This is a genomic window from Zhongshania sp. (genome assembly GCF_041584495.1).
Classification (GTDB): domain Bacteria; phylum Pseudomonadota; class Gammaproteobacteria; order Pseudomonadales; family Spongiibacteraceae; genus Spongiibacter.
Genome location: NZ_JBFHDY010000211.1, coordinates 1 through 3,146, shown reverse-complemented (window position 1 = coordinate 3,146; position 3,146 = coordinate 1). Strand labels below are relative to the sequence as shown.

Sequence of the window (3,146 nt, the reverse complement as noted above, 5' to 3'; positions counted from 1 at the left end):
TCTATATGTGTGTGCCATTCGATAGCTTGGACAAGCAAGGGATATAGAACCGCTAACTTAAGTGATGAGTTCGATGCACTGCTCAACCCTAAGAACAGAAGGTATGGTGCTTACTATCTGGAGCAGAGCAGCAGTAAAAAGAGTAGAGATGTAAGACACACTGCACTGTTATTGTTCGAGCAACATGCGCTGCAACATAAGATATATAAGGAGGTGTAACATGGAGCAACAAGCTAAATATAGGCAGGATGAATGGGACGCTGCAAAGGAGGGCGAGCGTCAGAAGGAAGCCATCAAGAGAGCAGGACGCACAGCAATAAGACGCAAGGCATTGAGTGTACCTATGCGCTGGTTACTTAAAGAGAAGCTATTGCATGGCAGCATACTGGACTATGGATGTGGCAGGGGTGATGACGTTAGGCGTCTAAAGGATAAGCGCAAATTTATCGTAGGCTACGACCCCAACCACGACTCGATGGATTACTGGGACATGGCGCGCTACAGATTCGACACCATCACATGCAACTATGTGTTAAACACAGTTGATGAAGCGACAGGTCAGAGAATAATTAACGAGCTGCGTAGACTACTGCATCCACAGGGCACTGCATATATAAGTGTGCGCCGTGACATAAAGAAGGAAGGGATGACATCCCGCAATACATATCAACGCAATGTGGTACTGGACCTGCCTATAGTGAGGGAGACTTCGACGTACTGCATCTATAAATTGGAGAAAGAATGAAGACTAATGAACTAAAGAAAGGACAGCGAGTCAAACTACGCAATGGATGGCAGGCTGTGTTAGAAGACAACAAGAAGGGTAACACTAGACTTGCCACAGTGCATGGACACTACACTGAGATGGGCAGCGTGTACTCACATGACATAGCGCAGTACCTACATGAGGATGGCGCAGTGTGGCTAAGTGTGGACCACACACCTGCACAATTGAAACTTAAAAAACAAGTAGAGGCATTAGGCTTTTAACAGGAGGAAGCATGGCATTAACAGACGAGAGAATAGAGAAACTTGAACGTGACTTACACACCAGTGAGTACAAGAGGAAGGCTCTGTATAATTTGATAAGCAAACTAAAAGAGAAGGCAGAAGAGATGACGTTCTTCACAAGGGTGGATGCTCAAAGGACAGGTGATGTAGTTGCCTCGACTATCCGCGATGCAATGACGCTGAACTATATACCAGTGAAGTACACTAAGGCACACGTTGACCACGCTGTGTTAGATGATGACTCTGTTGTATACATCTTGTCATTTGAAACTAAATTCGACACGTTCTAGGGGGAGAGATGAAGTATCAACTAGAGATTAAAGGCGAGGTGCTATCAGTGAGTGACACACTATCCCAAGCTCTGTTGTCTATGGCAAAGATAGGGCCAGCATTTAGCAGGGTATGGAGAGTGGATGACACAGGGTTTAGGGTAGCTATGACACACATGAAACCCAGACCACTGAAGGTACGCAGTGTTAACGTGGATAAGAATCATGTGGATAAGAGTAAGGCTAAGACTCACAGTGGTGGCAGTGCGTTTAAGGTAGGCGCTATCTTCCCACTATGACTAGGTGCGGTTGACTAAAGTTAACTGATGAATATAATTGAACATACTAGATGCGGATGCACAGGAGAAACTAACAATGGAAGAACTTAAAGGACACAACTTGACACAGCAAAAAGACCCAGACATGTATAACCTATCAGCAGTGAAGGCTATCGGACAGGTCATTAACAAAGATACACTGACGCATGACGAGAAACTTCACAAGCTAAAGGGTATCATTGATGCGGTGTATGTAGATGGATGGAACCATGGCAATGCTAACATCAAGAAGGAACGGCGCGCACATAACTCAGCTATCAATGCTGCAGTCAACAAGAAGGAGGAGGTTATATATGTCGAAGCCTAATAGATTCAGGAGTGAGAAGAGTAGGAAGAGAGCTATGCGTAGACGTAGTAACAGGATTAGGTTTTTAGAACTTAGTCCGAGAAGTCATAGCAACAAGAATGCTAGTGAGCATGGTGTTAATGTTAAGCAGGTAGTGAGCCAGTTCACTGATGGAATACCAAAGATTATCAAGAAAGTATTGGGTGAGTGAGGAAGAAGATGAGTAAACAAGGTAGACACACAGCATATAAGGTGTATGTATATCAGACTACTGACGTAGACATGAGTCCTGATATTAAGTTTGGAACTAACGTAGCACTGGGTACACTGGGGCACGTCAACAAAGTGGAGGAGATAAGTGAGCAGAAGGCAGAAGACCTGCAGCAAGAAAGACTGCAAGGCAAAGTTACCGATTAGATTTTTTGGTATCGACACAAGGTCGAGTGATGGATTCAGAAGTGAGTGCATGATGTGCCAACAGAAAAGTATTATGGATTGCGCAGCACGTAAGCTAGTGCTGGTATCAGAGGAGGTAGAGCAATGGAAAAGACAGATTGGATGATAGATATTATTGAGACATTGATTATAGTTTGCTCAGATAATATGAGTCAGAATTGTTATGATGACCTAATGACTAAACTTGAACAACTGAAGGAGGACTAATGGAAAAGAAACTGTACAGCATAGACATTGAGACAGTGAGTCAAGGCAAGAGAGCTGTAGACTACACGAATAGCAAACACTATGCACCACCGAAGAACATCAAAGACCCAGAGAAGATTGATGCTAACATCAGAGGTCAGAAAGAGAAGGCAGCTAGAACACATGGGTTGAGCTGGACGACAGGCAAGGTTTTATCTGTAGCCCTAGTCAATGTGTTCAATCAGGAAGAACAGTATGTTGCTGCTAGTCACAAAGAGTATGAGGTACTGGGTAAGCTTGATGAATTATTAGATACACCAGCACCCATCTATCTAATTGGTAAGACATCAGCAACTTTTGACTTCCCATTCCTAGTGGGCAGGTATCTGTTTCATGATGAAGGTGTGCCTAGAGTATTGCGCAGGAGATGGAACCTGTTAGATGTAGATAACTTCTTTGGTTGGTCAGCATCATCAGGACAGCGCGGTAAGTTAGACGACTACGCGCATGGACTTGGCATTCACAATAAGCCGATGCATGGTAGTCAAGTGCAAGACCTGTACAATACTATCGTCGAGGCAGAGATGGAAGGTGATAGTG

General features: G+C 44.2%; 5 protein-coding genes. All 5 read left to right on the top strand.

What is annotated here, in order from left to right:
• The coding region (locus tag ABYP33_RS18160) for a hypothetical protein (RefSeq protein ID WP_373092655.1) at window positions 1–219 on the top strand (219 nt) is incomplete at its 5' end.
• A 1-nt stretch (window position 220) separates the two neighbouring features.
• Window positions 221–745: a methyltransferase domain-containing protein gene (locus tag ABYP33_RS18155; RefSeq protein ID WP_373092654.1), complete on the top strand. Its 525-nt coding sequence runs from the start codon at window positions 221–223 to the stop codon at window positions 743–745.
• A 256-nt stretch (window positions 746–1,001) separates the two neighbouring features.
• Window positions 1,002–1,301, top strand: coding sequence for a hypothetical protein (locus ABYP33_RS18150; protein ID WP_373092653.1), 300 nt, complete (start codon window positions 1,002–1,004; stop codon window positions 1,299–1,301).
• Between the two features lie 354 nt (window positions 1,302–1,655).
• Window positions 1,656–1,925, top strand: coding sequence for a hypothetical protein (locus ABYP33_RS18145; protein ID WP_373092651.1), 270 nt, complete (start codon window positions 1,656–1,658; stop codon window positions 1,923–1,925).
• A gap of 641 nt (window positions 1,926–2,566) precedes the next feature.
• Window positions 2,567–3,146 (top strand): hypothetical protein (locus ABYP33_RS18140; protein ID WP_373092650.1); only part of this gene is annotated, 580 nt, incomplete at its 3' end.

What these genes read in the sequence shown, in the direction of transcription:
- ABYP33_RS18155 (WP_373092654.1), top strand. Translation starts at nt 221, where the DNA reads ATGGAGCAACAAGCTAAATATAGGCAGGATGAATGGGACGCTGCAAAG.
- ABYP33_RS18150 (WP_373092653.1), top strand. Translation starts at nt 1,002, where the DNA reads ATGGCATTAACAGACGAGAGAATAGAGAAACTTGAACGTGACTTACAC.
- ABYP33_RS18145 (WP_373092651.1), top strand. Translation starts at nt 1,656, where the DNA reads ATGGAAGAACTTAAAGGACACAACTTGACACAGCAAAAAGACCCAGAC.